The following is a 22,444-nucleotide window of genomic DNA, read 5'->3' on the forward strand; positions in this document are numbered from 1 at the left end:
CCTCACTGTGGCGGCAGATACCGCATCGGATCGACTGGTTTCCCGTTCTTGCGTACCTCGAAATGCAGCTTCACACGATCGGTGTCACTGTTGCCCATCTCTGCAATCTTTTGTCCCTTGCGGACCGTTGCCTGCTCCGTCACCAGCACCTTGTCATTGTGGCCGTACGCAGTGAGATATGTATCGTTGTGTTTGATGATGACAAGATTCCCGTAGCCGCGCAAGGGGCCAACGTGAATCACGCGGCCATCGTCGGCCGCTTGCACCGGATCGCCCTTTTTGCCGGCGATATCAATGCCCTTGTTGCCTTTTTCGTCGAATCGCCCGATCAGTTGGCCGGTGACCGGCCATGCCAGCTTGACCGAGCCATCGGCGGCTGGCGCGGAGGCCGCCGCCACGGGCGCAGCAGCCCCGCCAGCAGTGGTTGCCGACGGAACCGGCGTAGGCACAGGACGCGCCTGGTCGATCGGCTGGCCCTGCACGCCGCCTGGCGCCACCGGCATGGTGGCTACGCCGGTGCCCGCGTTGACGTCGGCGCCTGGAGGCGCCACGCGCAACAATTGCCCCACTTCGATCTGGTTGGCATTGGCCAGAGAATTCCAGGCCGCGACATCGCGATAGGACTGGCCGTTCTCGAGCGCAATTCGATAAAGCGTATCGCCTCGCTTGACGCGATAGTACCCAGGCGGCGCGGGTTCCAGCGGGACGACACCGGCGACGCCGGCTCCCGAGGTGCGGTCCACCACGGGCGCCGGCATGGGCGATGAGGCGCAGGCGGCCAGCAAGGCCAGCAGCAGGGAGGCGGTAGCGAGCTGCCCGGCGCGGGCGAAACGTTCCGTGTTCACGATATTGTGCATAGTTCGACTCAGATAGTGCCCGATTTTAATGGCACAAAGAAAACGGCTTCAAGCGCGGTCCGGTGAAAGCGATGCCGGTTACGCCGCTCGATCAACAATAATTGCTGTGTGACGGTCTGCCCGGCCCCGCCGGCGGAGGGAGGCACCGCCACGGGCGCGATCAGCCGCCCGCCAATGGCAAGCTGCTCCAGCAACGCCTGAGGCACCTCCATGCCGGCCGCCGCCAGGATAATCGACGAAAACGGCGCCGCCTGGGGTAAACCCAACATGCCATCACCATAATGCAAGCGCAGGTTTGGCACCCGCAGCGGCCGCAAGTTCGCCTTGGCTTGTTCGTGCAGCGGACGAATACGTTCGATGGAGAACACTTCGCGCGCCACCAGGCTCAGCACGGCCGCCTGATAACCGCAGCCGGTGCCGATTTCCAGCACACGCTCCAGCGGCTCATCCGCGCCGAGGCCATCGCGCAACAGCTCGATCATGCGAGCCACCACCGACGGCTTGGAGATGGTCTGCTGGTGGCCGATCGGCAACGCCGCATCTTCATACGCCTGCGACGACAGGCCGGGCTCGACAAACAGGTGGCGCGGGATGGTGGCAATCGCGTCGAGCACGCGGTCGTCGCGGATGCCGGCCGCGCGCAGCCGCGCCGCCAGCGCGCCACGCGCGCGCTCCGAGGCCATGCCGCCACCGCCCGCCGTAGCGGCACTGGCGCGCGCCTGCACGGCGCTCGCTGCAGGGGTGGGCGCAGCAGGCGCCTTGGCCGCACGCGATTTGGCGGCCATCGCCGCGCCGCGCGCGCCGCCCACGGCAGGCATGCCAGCGGTACGCGCCGGCGCGGGCTTGCGCTCGACCACCGCGTCCAGCGACAAGGGAAATTTTGGGCGACGCGGGACGGAACTCATGACGGCCGGCTACTGCGCGGGCGAGGGCTTATGCCAGCCACTGATTGATCTGCTCGAGCTGCCCGCGGTGAGTCAGGTCCAGCTGCAAAGGGGTCAGCGACACGAAGCCTTCGCCCGTGGCATGGAAATCCGTGCCCTCGCTCGCATCGCGCGCATCGCCGGCGGGGCCGATCCAATAGTTGGTATCGCCGCGCGGGTTGACCTGCTTGATTACCGGCTGGGACGGATGGCGCTTGCCGAGCCGGGTGGCACGGTAGCCCTTGATGTGTTCGAACGGCAGGCTGGGAATATTGACGTTGAGCAGGAACGGCTCGGCCGAGGGCCTGGCGATATAGCGCTCGACAATGTCGCGTGCCACGCGCGCGGCGGCGTCGAGATGGGTCCAGCCCTTGTCCACCTGCGAAAAAGCGATCGAGGGAATGCCAAGCAGGAAGCCCTCGATGGCGGCGGCGACGGTGCCGGAATACAGTACGTCCTCGCCCATGTTCTGGCCCTGGTTGATGCCGGACACCACTAGGTCGGGTTTTTCGTCGAGCAGGCCAGTCAGCGCGATATGCACGCAATCGGTCGGCGTGCCGTTGACGAAGCGGAACCCTTTCTGCACGCCCTCCCGGGCTTCATAGATGGACAGTGGCCGCTGCAAGGTCAGCGAGTTGGAAGCACCACTGTGGTTCTGCTCAGGCGCAATGACCGTGATGCGCGCCAGCGGCGCCAGCGCGGCATGTAGCGCGGCTAGCCCCGGCGCCAGGTAACCGTCATCGTTTGCGAGGAGGATATGCATGGCCGGGATTGTACCTGACAAGGCTGCCGCAAGCGGCCTGTCCGCAGCGCAAATCCTGCTGCAAAACCCGTACCCAGGGGCGGCTCGCCAGCCTGTAACAGAACGACCGTGCTATTTTTGCGCTACACTTGCCCGGGCCTGCCTGGCGCAACTGGCATGGACCACGCGTGCATCGCGCATGCACCCTTTTGCGCCATCTTCTGCCGGGCATCGAACATATCACCGGAGACATGATGAAAGCCGTACTTTGCAAAGCCTGGGGCCCGCCTGATTCGCTGGTGCTCGAAACCCTGCCTGACCTCGTGCCCGGCGCGGGCGAAGTCGTCATCGACGTGAAGGCGGCTGGCGTGAATTTTCCCGACGTCCTCATCATCCAGAACAAATACCAGGCCAAGCCGCAGCTGCCCTTCTCGCCCGGCTCGGAACTGGCCGGCGTGGTCAACGCGGTGGGCGAAGGCGTGACGCACGTCAAACCCGGCGACAAGGTTATCGCCTACCTGGGCAACGGCGCCTTCGCCTCGCAGGCCAAGGCCCCCGCCGCCGCCGTGGTGCCGATGCCACCGGGCATCGACTTCGAGACCGCCGCGGCATTCACCCTCACCTACGGCACCTCGCACCATGCGGTGATCGACCGGGGTGAGCTGAAGGCGGGCCAGACCATGCTGGTGCTCGGCGCTGCCGGCGGCGTAGGCCTGGCCGCCATCGAAATCGGCAAGGCCATCGGCGCGCGCGTGATCGCGGCCGCCTCCACCGACGAAAAGCTCGCGGTCTGCAAGGACCATGGCGCCGATGCGCTGATCAACTACAGCACCGAAGACCTGCGCGAACGCGTGAAGGCGCTGACCGATGGCCGCGGCCCCGACGTCATCTATGACCCGGTGGGCGGCATCTACGCCGAGCCGGCGTTCCGCTCGATCGGCTGGCGCGGCCGCTACCTGGTGGTGGGCTTCGCCAATGGCGAAATCCCCAAGCTCCCGCTGAACCTGGCGCTGCTCAAGGGCGCCTCGCTGGTGGGCGTGTTCTGGGGTGACTTTGCACGGCGCGAACCCAAGGCCAACCAGGCCAACATGGCACAGATGCTGGGCTGGATGAAGGAAGGCAAGATCCGCCCGCATATCTCCGCGCGCTATCCGCTGGAGCAGGCGCCGCAAGCCCTGAAAGACATGGAAGCCCGCAAGGTCACCGGCAAGATCGTCATCGTGCCCTGAGGTGGCGCGCCTCTGGCGCCGTGCAAGAGCAAAAAAAGCGCCTGGGGCCGTAGCACCAGGCGCTTTTTTCTTGCTCAGCGGCGTTTTACGCAGCCATCACTGCCCCCTTCAGAAGCGATGCTGCAAGCCGGCGGTCACGCCCACCTGGTTGTTTGCATAGCCGATGAAGTCCCGGGACAAGCTCACGTTCTGCCCGTTGCGCGCCTTGGCATAGCCACCCGACAGGTAGGCCGTGGTGCGCTTTGACAGCGCATACTGGGCGCGCATCGAGAACAGGATCGGATCGGCATCGCTGCCGCCCTTGATATTCTGCTTGTAGACCGCGCCATACAACGTGAACGCAGGCGTGAAGTCATATGACGCGCCGCCCCAGTACATATCGCTGCGGTGAGACGCGGCCGCCGTGGTGAAGGTCCGCTTGTAGTTGCGGTAGCCCGCGTAAAGCTTCAGGTCGCCGAAGTCATAGCTGGCGCCAGCGTGGATGCCCTGAATGTAATTCGTGACATCGGCGGGCGTGGTGCTGGTGCCCGCACCGTTCTGGCGGTCCCAGGTAGCGGCCGCGGCAAAGCCGCCCGCGCTGTAGCCCACGCCGAGATCGTACTTGGACGAGCTCTTGAAGCTGCCGGCCACTTCGCCCAGCGCCACCGTGGCACCCAGCTTCACGCCGCCAAAGGTGCCGTCGTAGCGGATCGCGTTGGACGCGCGCGAGAACAGGCCATCCTTGCGGTCGCCGGTAGCGGTCGCCGAGGTCGCCCACGAATAATTCGGCGCATAGCCCATCGGGTCGAACGGCAGCATGAAATCGTAGGTGGTGGTGAAGGTGCGGCCCAGCACCACTTGGCCATACTTGCTGGACAAGCCAACGATGGCGCGGCGATCGAACAGCGTGCCATCGGAATCCAGCCGGCCTGTATCGATGGCGATGCCGCTCTCCAGCTGGAACAGTGCCTTGAGCCCACCGCCAAGGTCCTCGCTGCCGCGCATGCCCCAACGCGACGTGTTCTTGCCGCCCGAGGTCATCTTGAGCACCGAGCCGTTCGGGCCGGCATGGCTGGCATATTCGATGCCGGCATCCATGATGCCGTACAGGGTCACGCTGGATTGCGCCGCGGCGCCACCGGCCAGGCTCATGCCGACTGCTGCCAGCGCGATCGATTTCAGCTTCATGCTGTCTCCTCTTGTGATTTGTGATTTGTGATTCTTGTGGTGATATCCGGGCAGCCCCCCCGGGATGGCACGCATGGTATGGCAGGTGCACTTTCAGTTCGCTTTCGAAATTCGACGGATTTCATCGCCGCGCGGCATTCGGAGTCGGGAGTTTCCCTAGCTTCAAAGTCGGGCCGGATACCTGTATTCCTCAGCGCAGCCGCCGTTGCGGCGCCCCCCCGCTTTTACCGATTTCACCCGGGCGCCCCGCCCCGCCAAGAGAATGCGAATCCTGCTCGTTGAAGATAATGTGATGCTGGCGAATGCCCTGGTCGAGGCGCTCAGCCAGGCGGGCTTCGCCGTGGACTGCATGCACGATGGCCGCGCGGCCGATCACCTGCTCTCGACCCAGGACTACGCGCTGGTCATCCTCGACCTGGGCCTGCCTAAGCTCGATGGCCTGGAGGTGCTGCGGCGCCTGCGGCAACGGCGCAATGCCATGCCCGTGCTGATCCTGACCGCGCACGGCTCGGTCGAGGATCGCGTGAAGGGGCTCAACCTGGGTGCGGACGACTACCTGTCCAAGCCGTTCGACCTGTCGGAACTAGAGGCCCGCGCACGCGCGCTGATACGCCGCAGCTTTGGTCACGAGAGCACGCAATTGCAATGCGGCCCGCTGTGCTATGACGGCATCAGCCGCGCCTTCGTGCTGGGCGGCGAGCCCCTCGCGCTGACCCGGCGGGAGCGCGCCGTGCTCGAGGTGCTGATGCTGCGCGACGGACGCGCCGTCAACAAGGAAGCCATGTCGGAGAAGATTTTCGGCATCGACGAATCGGTCAACCCGGACGCCATTGAAATCTACGTGCATCGCCTGCGCAAGAAGCTCGAAGGCAGCGGCGTGGCCATCGTGACCCTGCGCGGGCTGGGCTACCTGCTCGATGCCTCCCCGCAAGCAAACGTGGCCACGCCCGCCGCCCGATGAGAGTCCCGAGCCTGCGCCTGCAGCTGTCGCTCTGGCTGCTGCTGCCGTTGCTGGCCCTGCTGGCAATGGACGCATGGATGACCTATCACCGCGCGATGGACGCGGCCCACGTGGCGTTCGACCGCACGCTGGAAGCCTCGCTCAAATCGATGCGCGAAGGCATCCGCCTGCATGAGGGCCGCTTCGCCATCGACGTGCCTTACCTGGCGCTGGAGATCTTCGAGTCCGAGGCCGGCAGCCGGATCTACTACGTGATTCGCGACGAGCACGGCGCCACGCTGACCGGCTACGACGACCTGCCGATGCCGGCCGCGCCGAAGCAGCCGCTCTACAAGACCGTCTTCTACGACGCCGTTTTCCGCGGCGAGCCAGTGCGCATGGCAGCGCAGCCGCTGCCGGTGCGCGACATGCCGTCGGGGCAGGCGCGGCTGGTCTGGGTGCTGGTCGGCGAGACCATCGAGCCGCGCCAGTCGCTGGCGCACGAGATCCTGGCCGGGTCGCTGCAACAGGAAATGATACTGGTCACGCTGGCGCTGGGCATCGTGTGGTTCGGCGTGCGGCGCGGCCTGCGCCCGCTGCACCGGCTCAGCGCCACGGTGGCCGAACGTGGCGCCGACGACCTGGCGCCGCTGGAGCAAAAGGACCTGCCTGCCGAAATGAAGCCTCTGGTCGAGGCGATCAACCAATACGTCGCGCGCCTGCACCGCATGTTGCGGGCGCGCAAGCGCTTCTTTGACGATGCCGCCCACCAGTTGAAGACCCCGCTGGCCATCATGCAGGCGCAGTCAGAACTGGCGCTGCGCGAGCGTGATGGCGACCGCATCCTTCGCCACCTGCGGCCGCTGCACGATACCGTGCGCCACGCCGCCAAGGGCGTGCAGCAACTGCTCTCGCTATCGCGCCTGGAACCGGATAGTGGCTACGCGCCGGCATTGCTGCCCTTGCGCCTCGATACGCTGGCCAGGGACGTGGCGCTCGAATGGGCACCGGTGGCGCGCGCCGCCCAGGTCGACCTGGGCTTCGAAGCCGATGCGCCGGTACAAGTGCTGGGGCAAGCGGAACTGCTGCAGGAGTTGGCCAGCAACCTCGTGGATAACGCGATCCGCTACGGCGGCGCCGGAGCACAGGTGACCGTCCGCGTGCTGGGTCCGGAGAACCAGCCGTTGCTGCAAGTGGTGGATAGCGGCCCGGGCGTTGCTGGCGACGAGCGCGACAAGGTATTCCAGCGCTTCTATCGCGGCGAATCCACCCTGGGGCAGGCTGGCAGCGGCCTGGGCCTGCCGATCGTGCGCCAGATCGCGCGCGCTCATGGCGCCACGGTGGCGCTCGAGGACACCCCCGGCGGCGGCCTGACCGTCAGCGTGCGCTTCGCGGTGACCGCGGTGGCGGGCGCCGGGGCCGGGCTCGCATCGCACCAAATCTGGCGGGACCGCTAAGGCGGGCAATTGGCCGGCAGTGCCAGCTCCTGCCGAAACGGATCGACCTTCAGGCTTGGGTCCTTCATGCGCAAGCAGTAAGTTCCTGCGGCGCCGCGCACGCGCGCAGTGCGGTTCGTGCCCGCCTGCGACTCGACAAGGGCTTCGCCCTGCGCGGCCGCGGCCATGCCCGCGGCAAGCCGCTGCGCAGGCGAGGCCACCGCGTCAGAGGCGGCGCGCTCGAAGACGGCCTCGCCCCGCTGACGACTGCGGGCGATATTGTCCCGCGCATCACCGGTGGCAGATGCCGGATCTGCGGAGCGCATCGGTGCCAGCGGCAGCATGGGCACGCTGGCCGCGCTCGAACTGTTGTAAGGTACGCCCGCCCCGGGCGGCAAAGCCATCGCCGCGACTGGCTCCCGGCCGGACTGCCCGGCGGACACGCGCTCAGGCCGAGACGCGGACAAGGCCTGCGGCTTGCTGGAGGATGCAGCGGGCCTGGCGGTGGCAGCGGGCGTAGGCAACCTGGCGAACGGCAACACTGCCACCCACTGCATGGCCCGCTGGTCCCCCTCGCCAGGCCGTGGCAACGAGAGCGAGGCCTGCCGTGCCGGCCAGGGCACCGGACCCAGCACGAGCCCATGCGCCACCAGCACCAGCGCCACCACGATCAACCACTGCCGGCGGCGCATGGCGTGCGCGCCGCGGTCAGCATTGGGCATCACGCTGGCTTAGCGCCGGCTGATACGGACGATGTAGACGATGCGGACGATGCGTGAGAAAACAGGCAGATGCATGGCGACTCCGGTGACGGTGAGCAGGCCGTGATTTTATGTGGAAATGATTGTTTTACAAACACATTTTATTGTAAAACAATAAATTATTACCAACCTCCACCACGTCCCGCCTCACTCTCGCCATCGCCCAAACGCCGGCCCGAGGGCTGGCTTACAGCCGCTCGGTCTCTCCGCTCTTGGGCTGCCACTTCATCAGCCGCTTCTCCACGTTGCCGACCAGCGTATCCAGCATCAGCGCCGCCGCGGTGAGCACCACGATGCCCGCGAACACGGTGTTGATGTCGAAGGTGCCCTCGGCCTGCAGGATCAGGTAGCCGACGCCGCGCGCCGAGCCCAGGTACTCGCCCACCACCGCGCCCACGAAGGCCAGGCCGACTGACGTATGCAACGAGGAAAACACCCAGCTGGTCGCGCTCGGCAGATAGACATGGCGCAGCAGCTGCTTGCGGTTGGCGCCCAGCATGCGCACATTGGCCAGCACCACGGGGCTGACTTCCTTGACGCCCTGGTAGACGTTGAAGAACACGATGAAGAACACCAGCGTCACCGCCAGCGCTACCTTGGACCAGATGCCAAGGCCAAACCAGACGGCGAAGATCGGCGCCAGGATCACGCGCGGCATCGAGTTCATCGCCTTGATATAGGGATCGAGGATGGCCGAGGTGAGCGGGCTGAGCGCCAGCCACAGGCCAACGCCGAGGCCCGCGGCCGTGCCGATGCCAAAGGCCAGCAGCGTCTCGATCAAGGTCACGCCGAGGTGGACGTAAATGTCGCGCTCGATGACGAACCAGTTCCAGATGCGCTGGGCCACCATCAGTGGCTCACCGAAGAAGAAGGCAACCTGCTGCGAGCGCGTGGCGGCATGCCAGGCGCCGAGGATCACAACGAGGACGAGCAGCTGCCAGAATCGCAGCATGCCCTTGGAGTCGGGACGGAAAGCCATGGGAATCGAAACTCGAATTGAAATCAGACTGGATTGATCAGACCGGATTGAATGGGAACGAAGCGCGCCAGGCCGTCTCAGGCCACTTTGCGCTGCTGCGCGTAGCCCTTGAGCACTTCCTCGCGCAGCACGTCCCAGATGGCCGCGTGCAGCTCGATGAAGCGAGGATGGTTGCGGATCTCGGCCACGTCGCGCGGACGCGGCAGGTCGATGGCGAACTCGCCGATCGGGTGCGTGCCGGGACCTGCCGACAGCACCACCACGCGGTCGCTCATGGCGATGGCCTCGTCAAGATCGTGGGTGATGAACAGCACTGCCTTGCGCTTGGCCGCCCACAGCTCCAGCACCTCGTTTTCCATCAGCTGGCGGGTCTGGATGTCGAGCGCGGAGAACGGCTCGTCCATCAGGATGATGTCCGGATCCAGTATCAGCGTCTGGGCCAGGCTCACGCGCTTGCGCATGCCGCCGGAGAGCTGGTGCGGGTAGCGGTCGCCAAACCCGCCCAGGCCGACGCGGCGCAGCCAGGCCTCGCCCTCCTGCTGCGCTTCGGCACGCGCCATGCCGCGGAACTCAAGCCCGGCAATGACGTTGTCGAGCGCGCTGCGCCACGGCATCAGCGCCTCGGCCTGGAACATGTAGCCGGCGCGGGCGTTGATGCCGCGCAGCGGCTCGCCGAACACCCGTACCTCGCCGATCGAAGGCTGCAGCAAGCCGGCCCCCACATTCAGCAAGGTGGACTTGCCGCAGCCGGTCGGCCCCACCACGGAGACGAACTCGCCGGGCTGGATGTCCAGGGTGGTCTCCTTGACGGCGGTATAGCGCTGGCTGCGATCGTCGCGGGAGACGAAGGTGCAGGTGACGTTGTCGAGGGAAAGTGCGGGAGTGCTCATGGCAGGCTCTTGGCGGATACGGTGCTGAATGACGCAACGGGTGCGATGGATGCAGGCACCGCGGCTCCGCGCGATAGTAATGACGTGGAAAGCAGGTTCAGGACGGCGCACCGGATGCCATGGATGGCATCGGTATGCGCCAATGCAAAGGCCCGCTGCACGCAGCGGGCCGCCGGCACCCTGGGCGCAGGCGATGCCTTACTTGTACTTGGCGTTCGCCTTCTGCACGAAGGTGTTGGTGAAGGTGTTCTCCAGCTTGATGGTCTTGCCCTTCAGGTCCGGATCGAACTGTTGCAGCGTGTTGAGCGCGGTCTTGGGACCGTCGGCCGGCATGGTGCCGTCCGGCGAGATGGCTTCCTTGACCTTTTCCCAGGCGGACAGGTACAGCGCGCGGTCGCCCAGCAGGTAGCTTTCCGGCACGGTCTTGACGATGTCCGACGGGCCAGCCTTCTGCAGCCACTTGAGCGCGCGCACCATGGCGTTGGTCATGGCCTGCGTGGTGTTCGGGTTCTGCTGGATAAAGGCGGTGGACGCGTACAGGCAACCCGACGGCATATTGCCACCGAAGACAGCCTGGGTGTCCTTGAGCGTGCGGGTGTCAGAGGCGATGTGCACTTCGTTCTTCTGGGTCAGCATCGACACGACAGGATCGAGGTTGGCCATCGCGTCGATCTGGCCGGAGCGCATGGCCGCCACCGCGCCAGCGCTGGCGCCGACACCGATGAAGGAAACGTCCGATGCCTTCAGGCCGGCTTTTGCCAGCACGAAGTTGGCCATCATGTTGGTGGAGGATCCCGGCGCGGTCACGCCGATCTTCTTGCCCTTGAGGTCGGCCACCGACTTGAAGTTGGGCATGGTCTTGTTGGAGACCACCAGCACGATCTGCGGGGCGCGGCCCTGCAGCACGAATTCCTGGTACTGCTGGCCCTTGGCCTGCAGGTTGATGGTGTGCTCGTAGGCGCCGGAAACCACATCGGCGCTGCCGCCCACCACGGCCTGCAGCGCCTTGGCGCCGCCGGCGAAGTCGACGATCTCGACGTCGAGCCCTTCATCCTTGAAGTAGCCGAGGCGCTCGGCAATGGTCAGCGGCAGGTAGTAGAACAGGTTCTTGCCGCCTACGGCGATGGTGACCTTGGTCTTCTCGGGCTTGCCCTGTGCCTGGGCGTAGCCGCCAAACGTGAACCAGCCCGCAAGGAACAGCGCCAGCGCGAGCAGCGCCTGCTTCCAGAATTTCTTGTTATACATTTCTCTCTCCTACCTGATTACCCGTCAACTGCGGCTCTCGCGCTGATGCATGCCACGTGTGCCACGGCATGCGTAGTGCCGCGTAGCGGCAAGTTGCGATGCTAGCCGATGCCGCAGAGCGCCGCATCGGGATCAACACCTATGCCACGCCGGCATCCGCGCCAGCGTGTGGGCATCGAAGATACAGGGTGCGCCTTTCGGCCGGCTTACTGCCGGCCCCGGGCGCAGGCATCATTCCGCGTGGATATCGGCCGCCTTGATGACCTTGGCCCAGCGGACCAGCTCGTTGCGCTGATAGGTCGCGAGTTGCTGCGGGCCCATGAACTTCGCCTCGGCGCCGAGCTCCTCCGCCTTCTTGCGGAAGGCCTCGGTCTGCATGATGCGCTCGATCTCGCCGGCGAGCTTGTCGATGATCGGCTTGGGCGTGCCGGCCGGCGCGTACATGGCGAACCAGGACGACACATCGAGATCGGGGTAGCCCGCTTCCGGTGCGGAGGGCACGTCCTTCAGGCTGGGCAGGCGCTGCTTGCTGGTGACCACCAGCGCGCGCAGCTTGCCGCCCGCGATATGCCCCATCAGGGGCGGCGGCGTGGTGATAGTGAGATCCACCGAGCCGCCCAGCAGGTCGGTCATGGCCGGGCCAGTGCCTTTGTATGGGACATGGGTGATCTGGATGCCGGCCATCTGGTTCAGCAACTCGGTGGAAACATGCTGCAGCGAGCCGTTGCCCGACGACGCGTAGTTGAGCTTGTTGGGGTTGGCCTTGGCATAGGCCACCAGTTCCTTGAGCGTCTTCACCGGCAGGCTCGGGCGCACCACCAGTACTTGCGGCGCCGACAGGATGTTGGCGACCGGGGAGAAATCTTTCACCGGGTCCCACGCGTTCTTCATCAGCAGCGGCGAGATGACCTGGTAGCCCGAGTACTGCACCATCAGGGTGTAGCCGTCCGGCTTGGCGCGCGCCACCGTCTGCGCGGCAATGCCGCCCGAGCCGCCGGGGCGGTTGTCCACTACCACCGGCTGGCCGAGGGCCTTGGACAGGGGCTCGGCGATCATGCGCGCGGCCAGGTCGGTGGTGCCGCCCGCGGCGGCGGACACCACCAGCGTGACCGGACGCGTCGGGTAGGCGCCGTCCTGCGCCCATGCGGCCGTGCCGGCCAGGCCGGCGGCAGCCAGCGCCACGGCGGCAAGCATCTTGCGGCGCGCGCCGGATGCGCACAGGGAAGATTGGGGACGTGCGATGGCAAATGCCGGATTGCGAGGCATGGAGTGTCTCCTGCTTGGTGCTTGTTGATCTTGGTTTTTTGATCAGCGCCCGCCGGCCCTCGCCGTGCGGTGCGCACCCGTCGTTCGGGATTCTTGTGGGCGGGCCCGGTGTCGGCCCCGGTGTCAACCCTGCCCGGCGAAATGCCCGGCCAGCCAGGCCGGCGGCTGGTGCGTGCGCAGGCGCGTGCCGGCGCGCAGCAACTGGCTGGCGGTGTCACGCTGGACCAGTGCGGGCAAGCCAGCCACCACGTCGAGCAGGCGCGCCAGGTCCACGCCGGTGTCCACGCCCATGGCATCGAACATATGCACCAGTTCCTCGGTGCTGACGTTGCCGCTGGCGCCGGGCGCAAAGGGACAACCACCGAGACCGCCGGCGGCGGCGTCGAAGCGGGTCACGCCCGCCTGCCAGGCGGCCAGCGCGTTGGCCAGGCCCATGCCGCGGGTGTTATGCAGGTGAATGGTGAGGCCCGCCTGCGGCAAGCTTTGCTGGAAACGCTCGCACAGCGCGGCCACCTGCGTGGGATACGCCATGCCGGTGGTGTCGCACAGCGTGATGCCGGCCGCGCCAGCATGGGCGAAGGACTCAGCCAGGGCCATCACGGCACCGGCATCGACCTCGCCCTCGAAGGGGCAGCCGAACACGGTGGACAGAGAAACATTGACCGGCACACCCGCCGCGTTGGCCGCCTCGATCATTGCCAGCAATTGCGCTTGCGATTGAGCGCGCGTCATGCGCAGGTTGGCGCGGTTATGCGTCTCGCTGGCCGACATCACCAGGTTGAGCTCATCGGGCCGGCACGACAACGCGCGCTCCAGGCCGCGCAGGTTCGGCACCAGCGCGGTGTAGCGCACGCCCGCGCCGCGCCGCATGCGGTGCATGACCGCCTCGGCATCGGCCAATGCGGGGATGGCCTTGGCCGAGGTAAATGACGTAGCTTCGATGCGGGCAAAGCCGCAGGCGGACAAGGCATCCAGAAAGGCCACCTTGGCGTCAGTGGGCACCACGGCCGGCTCGATCTGCAGGCCATCGCGCGGCGCGACTTCGTTGATCTCGATGCGGGCCGGGCCGCGCAGCATGCATGACGCGCTCATGCCACCACCCCGCGTGCGCGCATGTCGGCGATGGTGGCAGCGTCGAAGCCGGCCGCCTCCAGTACGCTGTCGGTGTGTTCGCCCAGCGTGGGCGCACGGTCGTGGATGGCGCCCGGGCTGGCCGAGAGCTTGGGCATGATGCCCGGCACTTCGACAGTCAGGCCGCTGGCCGCGGTCACGCTCTCGATCACGCCGCGCGCACGGTAGTGCGGGTCTTCCGAGATGTCCTTGACGGTGTAGATGCGCCCGGATGGCACTTCGGCCTGCTTGAGCACCACCAGCGCGTCTTCCACGCTTTGCGTGCGGGTCCACGCGGTGATGGCGGCATCGATCTCGTCGACGCGCTTCACGCGGCCGTCGTTGCGCGCGAGCGCCGGGTCGTCGCCCAGGTCGGCGCGGCCGATAGCGTGCATCAGGCGCTTGAAGATGGCGTCTCCGTTGGCGGCCACCAGCACGTACTCGCCACTGGCGCAGGGATAGGCGTTGGACGGCGCGATGCCGGGCAAGGCGCCGCCAGCCGGCTGGCGCACGGCGCCAAACGCCGAATACTCCGGCAGCAGGCTTTCGCTCAGGTTGAACAGCGACTCGTACAGCGCCACGTCGATCACCTGCCCTTCGCCGCCGCGCGCATCGCGCTCGTACAGCGCCAGCAGCACGCCAAGCGCGCCATGCAGCCCGGCGATGGTGTCGCCCAGCGACAGGCCGGCGCGCACCGGGGCACGGCCCGGCTCGCCCGTGAGGTAGCGCAGGCCGCCCATGGCCTCGGCCACCGCGGCAAAGCCCGGCTCGTCCTTCTTCGGGCCCGTCTGGCCGTAGCCGGACACGCGCACCATGATCAGGCCGGGGTTTTCCGCGCGCAGCGCTTCATAGCCCAGGCCCCATTTTTCCATGGTGCCGGGACGGAAGTTCTCGATCAGCACGTCGGCCTCGGCGGCCAGCTTGCGCACCACGGCCTGCCCTTCCGGATTGCGCAGGTCGATGCAGATGGATTGCTTGTTGCGCGATTGCGCTTCCCACCAGACGGAGGTGTCCTCGTAAAGCATGCGCCATTTGCGCAGCGGGTCGCCCTGTCCGGGCGGCTCCACCTTGACCACGTGAGCGCCGAAATCGGCGAGGGTCTTGGCGGCGAAGGGGCCGGCAATCAGTTGCCCGAGTTCGAGGACCCGAATGCCTTCAAGGATCTGTCGCGCCATGGTGGGGGTGTCTCCGTGCGGTGTGGGTTGCAGCAGGCGTGTGCCGATGGGAAGCGCCGCGGCTAGTGCGGCTAGTGCGGCTGGCGGCACGCCTTGTTTCGACGCAGTGTGCCCCAGCCGGGCGGCTGGCGGAATCGGCATTCGGAGAAGCGGGCCTTCTCGGAACGCGAAAGCCCCGAACGAGCCACGTTGAAGCCCTGGGGCGTCAGAACGGCGCGCGGTCGCCGCAGAGATGGGTGATGAGCAGCCGCGCCGACACCGTCAGCCCCGCGGGGTCACGCATGCCGATCAGCAGCGTGCGGCGGGCCCACGCATCCTGCAGCCCCACCAGCGACAAACCCATCGACTGCACGTGCGGCTCGGCCGCGATGCGCGGCAGCACGCCCACGCCCAGCCCCGCCATCACCATGCGGCACATGGCGTCGAAGCTGCGCACCTGGATGCGCAGGCGGAAAGGCCGGTCCAGGCGGCTGCTTTCCTCCAGCAAGCGGGCCGCCAGCGAGGTGACCTGCGGCAAGCTGACGAAGTCGTATTCCAGCGTGTCCGCATAGCGCACGGGCCCGCGCTCGGACAGCGGATGGCCCGGCGGCGTGACCAGCACCAGTTCGTCCTGCCGGTACTCCACCGTGACCAGGCCCGCGCTGGGCGTGCGGTCGGCAAAAATGCCCACGTCCGCGCGGTTTTCCACCAGCGCGGCCACGATCTCACTGCTGTTCTGCTCTTCGAGCTCGATGCGGATGGTGGGATGCAGCGCCATGAAGGTCGCCAGGTCGTCGGGCAGGAACTGCGTGATGGCCGAGGTATTGGCGCACACGCGCACCTGGCCGCGCACGCCGCTGGCGTAGTCCGACATCACGCCGGCCATGCGCTCCACGTCCTGCAGGATGGTCAGCGCATGGTGGAAGCAGGCCTGCCCGGCCTCGGTCAGCTGCACCCCGGCCGCGTGGCGAAAGAACAGCGGCGCGCCAACGGCGGCCTCCAGGTCGGAAATGCGCTTGCTGGCCGCTGCCACCGCCAGGTGCGACTGGCGCGCGCCGGCGGAAATGCTGCCCTGGCGGGCCACGGCCACGAACAGGCCAAGCGTGACAAGGTCGAAACGGGCAAGATTCATGCGGTTGTGGCCCCGCGCACGGACCCGGGCATGGCAATGCGATCGGGCACGGCTACACCGCGCGCCGGTCCATCACCGCGCGGGCAATGGTGCCGGCATCGACGTATTCAAGCTCGCCGCCCACCGGCACGCCGCGCGCCAGGCGCGACACCTTGAGGCCGCGCGCTTTCAGCATCTCGCCAACATAGTGCGCCGTGGCCTCGCCTTCGCTGGTGAAATTGGTGGCGACGATCACCTCGGTCACCGGGCCGCCCATGGCGGGGTCGGTGGCGCGCGCCAGCAACCGGTCCAGGTGGATCTCGCGCGGGCCGATGCCGTCGAGCGGAGAAAGCCGGCCCATCAGCACAAAATACTGGCCGCGATAGGTCAGCGTCTGCTCGATCATGATCTGGTCGGACGGCGTCTCCACCACGCACAGCAGCGAGGCGTCGCGCCGCTCGTCCAGGCAGGTCGAGCAGATTTCCTGCTCGGTGAACGTATTGCAGCGCGAGCAATGCTTGATGCCGTCGGCCGCGCCGCGCAAGGCGTCGCCCAGCTTGCGGGCACCGTCGCGGTCGTGCTGCAGCAGGTGGTAAGCCATGCGCTGGGCCGACTTCGGCCCCACGCCCGGCAAGACCCGCAACGCCTCGATCAGCGCCTGCAACGAGGTCGGGGGAGCGCCCTTCATGCCGGCCTCCCGGACGCCGCCATGCTCACCACCGGCAAGTGATGCAGCACGGTGGGAAACGGCTCATAGAAATGATGCAGCAAGGCTCTCCACTGCTGGTACTCGGGCGAGCCGCGAAAACCCTCGGTGTGGTCTTCCAGCGTGCGCCAGCGCACTGTCAGCAGGTACTCCGACGGCTGCTCGATGCCGCGATGCAACTCAAGCCCAAGAAAGCCCGGCATGCCCGCGATGATATGACGCGCCTGCCCGAAGGCCGCTTCAAAGGCGGCTTCCTGGCCGGGGCGCACCGGCAGCACTGCGGATTCGAGAATCATGCGGGCTCCGTGCCAGGCTCAGAACGGCAGCTTGAAGCCCGGGGGCAACGGCAGGCCGGAGGTCATCGAGCCCATCTTTTCCTGCGAGGTGGCCTCGGCCTTGCGCACGGCGTCGTTGAACGCAGCGGCGACCAGGTCTTCCAGCAGTTCCTTGTCTTCGCCTTCGGCGAGCAGGCTGGGGTCGATGGAGACGCGCTTGACGTCGTTCTTGCAGGTCATCACCACCTTGACCAGGCCGGCGCCGGACTGGCCCTCGACCTCGATCAGGGCAAGCTGCTCCTGCATCTTCTTCATGTTTTCCTGCATCTGCTGGGCTTGCTTCATCAGCCCGGCCAGTTGGCCCTTCATCATGGAGTACTCCTGATTAACGTTTGGATAGAAGTTACGGGCCGCCGCGCGTCTTGGGCGCCGGCGGCCTGGCAAAAATAAGCGGTCAGGCGGCGCGCGGCTGGATCGATCCCTCCAGGATCGTGCCACCAAACTCGCGCAGCAAACCCTGCACGAAGGGATCCCCTTCGATGGTGGCCTCGGCTTCGCGCTGGCGCTCGGCGCGAGCCTGCGCATCCGCGGCGGCGGCGGTATCGGCCACCGCGCCAATCTCGCACTGCACCCGCACTTCGGTGCCGAGGTGCTCGGCCAGCGTCTGCTGCAGGCGTTCGACGACGCCGGCCTCGGTAATGGGCGCCACCGGCGCGCGCAGGTGGAAGGTGCGGCCCACGACCTGGACAAGCTCGCTCTGGTAGGCCAGTTGCTGCGCAAGGCCCTTGAGCGGCAGGCTGGCAGCCAGTGCCGGCCACGCGCCGGTGAACACCGGCGGCGTGCCATCTTCGCCGGCCACCGGCGGCTTAGGCGGCGTGAGCCGCACCGGGGCCACCGGCTCGGCCGGCGCGGCTTGCACCGCGGCGGGAGCAGGCGGCGCCGCGCGCGGGGCCGGTTCGCGCCGGGGCGCCGCCTGGCGCGAGGGCATTGGCTCGGGATCGCTGTCGTACGGCCCGATCACGGGCAGGTCGGGCGGGAGGTCTTCCCAGGGCGGCACGTCGCTGCTGCCCGCGTGTTCCCACGGCGGGACGTCGTCGCTCGGGCCGCTATCGCGGACATCGCGCGCATCCGTGGCGGCTTGCCGCGCGGGCACAGGCTCCCGGCGCGATGGGGCTGCGGCCTGGGCGGCAGGCATCGGGGCCGCTGGCCTCGACACCGCAGCGGGTGGGCCAGGCGGACGCAAGGGCTGGGCCGAGGGCGGGCGCGCGGCCGGCGCAGCCGCAGCGGGAGCGGCAGCAGGCGGCGGCATGCGCGGGCTGCCCCCTGCGCGCGCGGCGGAGGCCAGGCGCGCCGCGGCCAGCGCGGCACGGGCCGGCGACATCGGTGCCCCGGCGGCGGGAGCGGCAGCCGGCTCGACAGCTGCAGGAGCGACGGATGCTGGAGCCGGGCTCAGCATCCTTGCCGGTGCTGCCGGCATCGGAGCCGGCGCTGGTTGTTGTGCCTGGACTGGCGAGGGATCGGCGGCCGGCCTCGGCGCGGCTGCACGCAGGCTCGGAGCAACGGGCGCCACGGCGGCGCTGGCGGCGGCCGCATCTGCCGCAACCCGGGCCGCCGGCGCAGCGGCACCGCGTGCGCGCGGCACCTGTTGGCCGCCACCCTGCGCCACCGCAGGTGTGGGGCTGGCCGACGGGCGGAACGCCAGCATGCGCAGCAGCGTCATGGTGAAACCCGCATACTCGTCGGGCGCCAGCGCCAATTCACTGCGGCCAAGGTTGGCGATCTGGTAGAACAGCTGCACTTCCTGCGCATCGAAGGCGGCGGCGAAGCGGCGCACTTCCGCGGCTTCCGGCCACTCTTCCTGGACCGAGGCGGGCACCGCCTGCGCCAACGCAATCTTGTGCAGCAGCGAGGCCAGGTCCTGCAGGGCACCGGCGAACGACAGGCTGCGATCCGCCATGCCATCGGCCACCGCCAGCATGGCGGTGCCGTCTTCGGCGGCCAGCGCATCCAGCAGTTGCACCAGGTAGCTCTGATCGATCGCGCCCAGCATGCCGCGCACGGCGGCTTCGGACACCTGGCCGGCGCTGTAGGCGATGGCCTGGTCGGTCAGCGACAGCGCGTCGCGCATCGAGCCGTGGGCGGCCTGGGCCAGCAGGCGCAGCGCGTTGGGCTCGCGCACGATGCCCTCCTCGCCCAGCACGTGGTCGAGGTGGCTGACGATATGGCCCGGCGGCATCTGCTTGAGGTTGAACTGCAGGCAGCGCGACAGCACCGTGACCGGGATCTTCTGCGGGTCGGTGGTAGCCAGGATGAACTTGACGTGCGCCGGCGGCTCTTCCAGCGTCTTCAGCATGGCGTTGAAGGCGTGGTTGGTCAGCATGTGCACTTCGTCGATCATGTAGACCTTGAAGCGCCCCGCCGTGGGTGCGTACACCGCCTTGTCCAGCAGTGACGCCATTTCGTCGACGCCGCGGTTGGAGGCCGCGTCCATCTCGATATAGTCGACGAAACGCCCGCTATCGATCTCGGTGCAGGCCTTGCACACCCCGCAAGGCTGCGCGGTGATGTCACCCGTGCCGTCTGGCCCGATGCAATTCAGCGCCTTGGCGAGAATCCGGGACAACGTGGTCTTGCCGACGCCCCGCGTGCCGGTAAACAGGTAGGCATGGTGCAGCCGCTGTTGTTCCAGCGCGTGCGTGAGCGCGCGGACCACGTGCTCCTGGCCGACCAGCGTGGTGAAATCCCGGGGGCGCCATTTGCGCGCTAGCACTTGATAACTCATGGCGGCGATTGTAGCAAAAGGCAGCCGTCCTTCAGGCGGGATTCACGCCCGCTTCACATGATGGCCAGGTGCGTTGCCCTGCGCCCCAGGCCCCTAGCCACATTCCCCGACATACCCGCAGTTGGCGCACTTGGCGCAGCCATCGACCTTGTGCAGGGCATGGGCGCCGCACTCCGGGCAAGTCTTGCCCGAGCCCAGCCCCAACCCGGCGGGCGGCGTACCGCCGCCACCCGCTACAGGGGACGCGCCCCTACTGTCGACGGCACCCCCGCCGAGCCCTTCCAGCCCGGCCAGGCGGGCGGCAAGCGCCGCCACCGGCACTTGGACGCCCTCCGCATCGAGGAAACCCCGCTTGATCAGGATGCGCTGCAGGGCGTACCCGATCGCCGCCACCTCGGAATCGTGGAAGCGCGGCACCTCGGTGCCGTCCTGGCGCACCAGCGTGCCATAGCGCACCGTGCCCTTATCCCATACGACGCTGCGCATGTCGGCCAGTGCCTTGGCGATCGAGCCCCCGGAGCGGGCCACCATCGACAGCAGCCGCATGGTGGACGTGATCCACTGCTGGCCGTCGTTGCGCTGCCCGGCCGGCATGAAAAACTCCACCGGACGCTCCACGGCCACCGCCTTGCCGTCGAGCTGGCCGGCGACACGCATGAAATTGACCGTCAGGTAGACCGTCTTGTGTCCCTCATAGGTCATGTATTCGACCTTGGACGTCACCCCTTCGAGGTCGCCCACGGGACGGCTCGCGAATGGCTTGCGCAGCGGGTCGTCCGTCACGGCGGCCGTGGCGGGTGCAGCCGGGGCGCCGGCCGGCGGCGGCGTCACCGACAGCACCGCGCCCAGCACGCTATTGGGGCGGTAGGTGGCAAGCCCCTTCAGCCCGGCGCGCCAGGCTTCCAGGTAAAGGTTGCGGAAGGCCTCGTATGGATAGTCCTCCGGCACGTTCACCGTCTTGCTGATGCTGGTGTCGATATAGGGCTGGACCGCCTCGAGCATCTTCATATGATCGAGCGCCGACATCTGCAGCGCCGTGACAAAACTGTCAGGCAACTGCGCCATGTCGCCGCCGAGGTGGCGATAAAGGCGCCAGGCATGATCCGCCACCTCGAACACCTTGTAGCTATCGTCCGCCATGCGCTTCTTGCGGTTGTAGGTCCACGAGAAGGCGGGCTCGATGCCGTTCGACGCGTTGTCGGCGAACGCCAGCGTGATGGTGCCGGTCGGGGCGATCGACAGCAGGTGCGAGTTGCGGATGCCGTCGCGGCCGATGGCGTCACGCACCGCCGGCGGCAGGCGCCGCGCGAAGCCGCTGGCCAGGTAGGCCTCGGCCTTGAAGAGGGGGAAGGCGCCCTTCTCCCGTGCCAGCCCGGCCGATGCCAGGTAGGCAGTGTCGCGCAGGGTCTGCGCGATGCGCGCGGCCAGCGCGCGCCCCGCCTCGGCGTCATAGCGGATGCCCAGCATCACCAGCGCGCTGCCCAGCCCGAGGAAGCCCAGGCCAATGCGCCGCTTGGCATGCGCCTCGGCCTGCTGCTCCGGCAACGGCCAGTAGGTGACGTCGAGCACGTTGTCGAGCATGCGCACCGCCAGCCGCACCACCTCGGCGAAGGCTTCGAAATCAAAGCGGCTGCCCGTGCCGAAGGGCTGGCGCACGAAACGGGTCAGGTCGATCGAGCCGAGGTCGCAGCAGCCATAGGACGGCAGCGGCTGCTCCGCGCAGGGATTGGTGGCCTCGATGCGCTCGCAGTAATAGAGATTGTTGTCGTCGTTGATGTGCGACAGAAACAAGATGCCCGGCTCCGCATGATCGTAGGTAGCCTGCATCACCTGATCCCACAACTGGCGCGCCGGCACGCGGCGATAGGCCCACTGGCCGTCGTCGCGCCGGTAAGCGCCGGCGGCGATGGTTTCCGCCGCGGGCTCGGCCTCGTGCACCAGCTCGACCTCGCCATCGGCTTCGACTGCGCGCATGAAGTCATCACTGACGCCGATCGAGATATTGAAGTTGGTCAGGTCGCCGCGGTCCTTGGCGTGGATGAAGGTCTCGATATCCGGGTGGTCGCAGCGCAGCACGCCCATCTGCGCGCCACGGCGCGAACCGGCAGATTCCACCGTGGCACAGGAGGCATCGAACACCTTCATGAACGACACCGGCCCCGAAGCGCGCGAGTGCGTGCCCCGCACCAGCGCGCCGGCCGGGCGGATCGCGGAGAAGTCGTAGCCCACGCCGCCGCCGCGCCGCATGGTCTCCGCCGCCTGCGCCACCGCGGCGTAGATGCTCGGCTTGCCGTCACGCACCTCCGACACGGAATCGCCCACCGGCTGCACGAAGCAGTTGATCAGCGTGGCCTCGATGCGCGTGCCTGCCGCCGAGTTGATGCGCCCGGCCGGCACGAAGCCCTGCTCCTGCGCCCACAGGAAGCGCTCAGCCCATTGCGCGCGCTGCGCCTCGGGCTCTGCCTCGGCCAGCGCGCGCGCCACCCGCTGGCGCACTTCGGCGGCGCTCGCCTCCTCACCCTTGGCGTACTTCTCCAGCAGGACTTCCGTGGAGACGTCCTGGGGCGGCAGCGTGGCGCGGAGCAACTGGTCTTTGGCATTCATCGTGGATCTCGCAGGTGTCTGGGTTGCATGGCTCAATCAAGCGACTCAATCAATTTACGCAATCAATTTCGCGGAAAACCGCCGGACCCGCACGCTCTGGGTTACAATGCCGACCGGACGGGCCTCCTCGCATGGTGGCGCGGTCAACCTGGTCAGGTCGGGAACGAAGCAGCCACAGCCGTTTTCCGCCAGTGCCGAGGGTCAGGCTCGTCCCCCTAACATCCCCCTAGCTGTATTCCGCAGCTATCCAGCCTCAGTTATCCAGCC

At 67.4% G+C, this 22,444-nt stretch carries 20 protein-coding genes and 1 other RNA gene; 4 read left to right on the forward strand and 17 right to left on the reverse strand.

What is annotated here, in order from left to right:
* Positions 1-2: 2 nt before the first annotated feature.
* From ACX12D_RS12115 to surE, 3 genes are read right to left on the reverse strand one after another with little or no spacing between them, the layout of a single operon-like run.
* The gene (locus ACX12D_RS12115; protein WP_459371306.1) at positions 3-857 is read right to left on the reverse strand and encodes a peptidoglycan DD-metalloendopeptidase family protein; all 855 of its coding nucleotides are present in this window, start codon (positions 855-857) and stop codon (positions 3-5) included.
* Between the two features lie 8 nt (positions 858-865).
* Positions 866-1,762, reverse strand: coding sequence for a protein-L-isoaspartate(D-aspartate) O-methyltransferase (locus tag ACX12D_RS12120; protein WP_441640341.1), 897 nt, complete (start codon positions 1,760-1,762; stop codon positions 866-868).
* A 28-nt stretch (positions 1,763-1,790) separates the two neighbouring features.
* Positions 1,791-2,543 (reverse strand): 5'/3'-nucleotidase SurE, encoded by a 753-nt coding sequence (gene surE / locus ACX12D_RS12125; protein WP_459371307.1) that lies wholly within the window; start codon positions 2,541-2,543, stop codon positions 1,791-1,793.
* A gap of 233 nt (positions 2,544-2,776) precedes the next feature.
* Here surE and ACX12D_RS12130 point away from each other — a divergent pair, with 233 nt between their 5' ends.
* A complete protein-coding gene (locus ACX12D_RS12130) occupies positions 2,777-3,751 on the forward strand; it encodes an NADPH:quinone oxidoreductase family protein (protein ID WP_174423401.1) in 975 nt (324 codons plus the stop codon).
* A gap of 108 nt (positions 3,752-3,859) precedes the next feature.
* Here the strand turns inward: ACX12D_RS12130 and ACX12D_RS12135 are convergent, their stop codons facing one another.
* Positions 3,860-4,918 (reverse strand): porin, encoded by a 1,059-nt coding sequence (locus ACX12D_RS12135; RefSeq protein WP_441640339.1) that lies wholly within the window; start codon positions 4,916-4,918, stop codon positions 3,860-3,862.
* A 262-nt stretch (positions 4,919-5,180) separates the two neighbouring features.
* On the opposite strand from ACX12D_RS12135, the gene ACX12D_RS12140 reads away from it, so the two are divergent.
* Positions 5,181-5,879, forward strand: a complete 699-nt coding sequence (locus ACX12D_RS12140) for a response regulator (protein ID WP_459371308.1) — start codon at positions 5,181-5,183, stop codon at positions 5,877-5,879.
* A complete protein-coding gene (locus tag ACX12D_RS12145) occupies positions 5,876-7,315 on the forward strand; it encodes a sensor histidine kinase N-terminal domain-containing protein (RefSeq protein ID WP_459371309.1) in 1,440 nt (479 codons plus the stop codon). Before ACX12D_RS12140 ends, ACX12D_RS12145 begins: the two co-directional genes overlap by 4 nt.
* Here ACX12D_RS12145 and ACX12D_RS12150 read toward each other — a convergent pair.
* The 13 genes from ACX12D_RS12150 to ACX12D_RS12210 form a co-directional block, all read right to left on the reverse strand.
* Positions 7,312-8,016, reverse strand: coding sequence for a hypothetical protein (locus ACX12D_RS12150; protein WP_459371310.1), 705 nt, complete (start codon positions 8,014-8,016; stop codon positions 7,312-7,314). The two genes, ACX12D_RS12145 and ACX12D_RS12150, sit on opposite strands and share 4 nt — an antisense overlap.
* A 226-nt stretch (positions 8,017-8,242) precedes the next feature.
* Positions 8,243-9,034: an ABC transporter permease gene (locus tag ACX12D_RS12155; RefSeq protein ID WP_441640335.1), complete on the reverse strand. Its 792-nt coding sequence runs from the start codon at positions 9,032-9,034 to the stop codon at positions 8,243-8,245.
* A 77-nt stretch (positions 9,035-9,111) separates the two neighbouring features.
* A complete protein-coding gene (locus ACX12D_RS12160; RefSeq protein WP_441640334.1) occupies positions 9,112-9,924 on the reverse strand; it encodes an ABC transporter ATP-binding protein in 813 nt (270 codons plus the stop codon).
* Between the two features lie 198 nt (positions 9,925-10,122).
* On the reverse strand, positions 10,123-11,169 hold the full coding sequence (locus tag ACX12D_RS12165) for an ABC transporter substrate-binding protein (RefSeq protein ID WP_150993111.1): 1,047 nt from the start codon (positions 11,167-11,169) through the stop codon (positions 10,123-10,125).
* A gap of 231 nt (positions 11,170-11,400) precedes the next feature.
* Positions 11,401-12,363: a Bug family tripartite tricarboxylate transporter substrate binding protein gene (locus ACX12D_RS12170; RefSeq protein WP_441640362.1), complete on the reverse strand. Its 963-nt coding sequence runs from the start codon at positions 12,361-12,363 to the stop codon at positions 11,401-11,403.
* Between the two features lie 195 nt (positions 12,364-12,558).
* Positions 12,559-13,527: a hydroxymethylglutaryl-CoA lyase gene (locus ACX12D_RS12175; protein ID WP_459371311.1), complete on the reverse strand. Its 969-nt coding sequence runs from the start codon at positions 13,525-13,527 to the stop codon at positions 12,559-12,561.
* Positions 13,524-14,720 (reverse strand): CaiB/BaiF CoA transferase family protein, encoded by a 1,197-nt coding sequence (locus ACX12D_RS12180; RefSeq protein ID WP_174423317.1) that lies wholly within the window; start codon positions 14,718-14,720, stop codon positions 13,524-13,526. The genes ACX12D_RS12175 and ACX12D_RS12180 overlap by 4 nt, the downstream gene beginning before the upstream one ends.
* Positions 14,721-14,925: 205 nt before the next feature.
* Positions 14,926-15,831: a LysR family transcriptional regulator gene (locus ACX12D_RS12185; RefSeq protein WP_043347514.1), complete on the reverse strand. Its 906-nt coding sequence runs from the start codon at positions 15,829-15,831 to the stop codon at positions 14,926-14,928.
* 52 nt (positions 15,832-15,883) lie between these two features.
* On the reverse strand, positions 15,884-16,498 hold the full coding sequence (gene recR / locus ACX12D_RS12190; RefSeq protein ID WP_459371312.1) for a recombination mediator RecR: 615 nt from the start codon (positions 16,496-16,498) through the stop codon (positions 15,884-15,886).
* Entirely contained in the window at positions 16,495-16,812 is a 318-nt protein-coding gene (locus tag ACX12D_RS12195) for an antibiotic biosynthesis monooxygenase family protein (RefSeq protein ID WP_459371313.1), read from the reverse strand. The genes recR and ACX12D_RS12195 overlap by 4 nt, the downstream gene beginning before the upstream one ends.
* 18 nt (positions 16,813-16,830) lie before the next feature.
* Entirely contained in the window at positions 16,831-17,163 is a 333-nt protein-coding gene (locus tag ACX12D_RS12200) for a YbaB/EbfC family nucleoid-associated protein (protein ID WP_006157727.1), read from the reverse strand.
* A gap of 82 nt (positions 17,164-17,245) precedes the next feature.
* A complete protein-coding gene (locus tag ACX12D_RS12205; protein WP_459371314.1) occupies positions 17,246-19,573 on the reverse strand; it encodes a DNA polymerase III subunit gamma/tau in 2,328 nt (775 codons plus the stop codon).
* 93 nt (positions 19,574-19,666) lie between these two features.
* Entirely contained in the window at positions 19,667-22,177 is a 2,511-nt protein-coding gene (locus ACX12D_RS12210) for an adenosylcobalamin-dependent ribonucleoside-diphosphate reductase (RefSeq protein WP_459371315.1), read from the reverse strand.
* A gap of 116 nt (positions 22,178-22,293) precedes the next feature.
* Between ACX12D_RS12210 and ffs the strand changes: the two genes are divergently transcribed.
* Positions 22,294-22,392: signal recognition particle sRNA small type (gene ffs, locus ACX12D_RS12215), an RNA gene on the forward strand.
* Positions 22,393-22,444 lie beyond the last annotated feature (52 nt).

The organism is Cupriavidus sp. PET2-C1, from assembly GCF_054515855.1.

Coding starts and splice junctions, on each gene's coding strand:
- ACX12D_RS12115 (WP_459371306.1), bottom strand. CDS start 857: ATGCACAATATCGTGAACACGGAACGTTTCGCCCGCGCCGGGCAGCTC.
- ACX12D_RS12120 (WP_441640341.1), bottom strand. CDS start 1,762: ATGAGTTCCGTCCCGCGTCGCCCAAAATTTCCCTTGTCGCTGGACGCG.
- surE (WP_459371307.1), bottom strand. CDS start 2,543: ATGCATATCCTCCTCGCAAACGATGACGGTTACCTGGCGCCGGGGCTA.
- ACX12D_RS12130 (WP_174423401.1), top strand. CDS start 2,777: ATGAAAGCCGTACTTTGCAAAGCCTGGGGCCCGCCTGATTCGCTGGTG.
- ACX12D_RS12135 (WP_441640339.1), bottom strand. CDS start 4,918: ATGAAGCTGAAATCGATCGCGCTGGCAGCAGTCGGCATGAGCCTGGCC.
- ACX12D_RS12140 (WP_459371308.1), top strand. CDS start 5,181: ATGCGAATCCTGCTCGTTGAAGATAATGTGATGCTGGCGAATGCCCTG.
- ACX12D_RS12145 (WP_459371309.1), top strand. CDS start 5,876: ATGAGAGTCCCGAGCCTGCGCCTGCAGCTGTCGCTCTGGCTGCTGCTG.
- ACX12D_RS12150 (WP_459371310.1), bottom strand. CDS start 8,016: ATGCCCAATGCTGACCGCGGCGCGCACGCCATGCGCCGCCGGCAGTGG.
- ACX12D_RS12155 (WP_441640335.1), bottom strand. CDS start 9,034: ATGGCTTTCCGTCCCGACTCCAAGGGCATGCTGCGATTCTGGCAGCTG.
- ACX12D_RS12160 (WP_441640334.1), bottom strand. CDS start 9,924: ATGAGCACTCCCGCACTTTCCCTCGACAACGTCACCTGCACCTTCGTC.
- ACX12D_RS12165 (WP_150993111.1), bottom strand. CDS start 11,169: ATGTATAACAAGAAATTCTGGAAGCAGGCGCTGCTCGCGCTGGCGCTG.
- ACX12D_RS12170 (WP_441640362.1), bottom strand. CDS start 12,363: ATGCTTGCCGCCGTGGCGCTGGCTGCCGCCGGCCTGGCCGGCACGGCC.
- ACX12D_RS12175 (WP_459371311.1), bottom strand. CDS start 13,527: ATGAGCGCGTCATGCATGCTGCGCGGCCCGGCCCGCATCGAGATCAAC.
- ACX12D_RS12180 (WP_174423317.1), bottom strand. CDS start 14,720: ATGGCGCGACAGATCCTTGAAGGCATTCGGGTCCTCGAACTCGGGCAA.
- ACX12D_RS12185 (WP_043347514.1), bottom strand. CDS start 15,831: ATGAATCTTGCCCGTTTCGACCTTGTCACGCTTGGCCTGTTCGTGGCC.
- recR (WP_459371312.1), bottom strand. CDS start 16,498: ATGAAGGGCGCTCCCCCGACCTCGTTGCAGGCGCTGATCGAGGCGTTG.
- ACX12D_RS12195 (WP_459371313.1), bottom strand. CDS start 16,812: ATGATTCTCGAATCCGCAGTGCTGCCGGTGCGCCCCGGCCAGGAAGCC.
- ACX12D_RS12200 (WP_006157727.1), bottom strand. CDS start 17,163: ATGATGAAGGGCCAACTGGCCGGGCTGATGAAGCAAGCCCAGCAGATG.
- ACX12D_RS12205 (WP_459371314.1), bottom strand. CDS start 19,573: ATGAGTTATCAAGTGCTAGCGCGCAAATGGCGCCCCCGGGATTTCACC.
- ACX12D_RS12210 (WP_459371315.1), bottom strand. CDS start 22,177: ATGAATGCCAAAGACCAGTTGCTCCGCGCCACGCTGCCGCCCCAGGAC.